The following is a 302-nucleotide window of genomic DNA, read 5'->3' as shown; positions in this document are numbered from 1 at the left end:
ACCCCCAGCGCCGCACCGAACCGGCTCGGCCGGTAATCGGGGTGGGCATCGACGGCGATGGCCGCCGGACGGTGATCGAACAGGGCGGCGTAGTCGGCGACGGCGCGCTCGACCGCATCCTGCGTCGCCGGCTCCTCCAGCTCGCCGAGATGGTGCGAGAGCAGCGCCTTGCGGCCGATGGTGAGGCAGATGGCGCTCTTGAGCTCGCCGCCCAGCGCCAGCACCGGCGGGGCGCCGGCGAAGCCCTCGGGCAGATCGCGCGGCACCGGGGCGAGACCGCGCCCGCGCCGCATCACCCGCAC

The 302-nt window shown here is 75.5% G+C and carries 1 protein-coding gene; it reads right to left on the bottom strand.

Annotated elements, in window-relative coordinates:
- A partial coding sequence (locus RVY79_RS18840) for a hypothetical protein (RefSeq protein WP_317466084.1) occupies positions 1–302 on the bottom strand: 302 nt, incomplete at both ends.

It is taken from the genome of Chromohalobacter sp. HP20-39 (assembly GCF_033052815.1).
GTDB lineage: Bacteria > Pseudomonadota > Gammaproteobacteria > Pseudomonadales > Halomonadaceae > Chromohalobacter.
The sequence above is the reverse complement of the archived record's forward strand: the minus strand, read 5'-3'. Positions and strand labels throughout refer to the sequence as shown.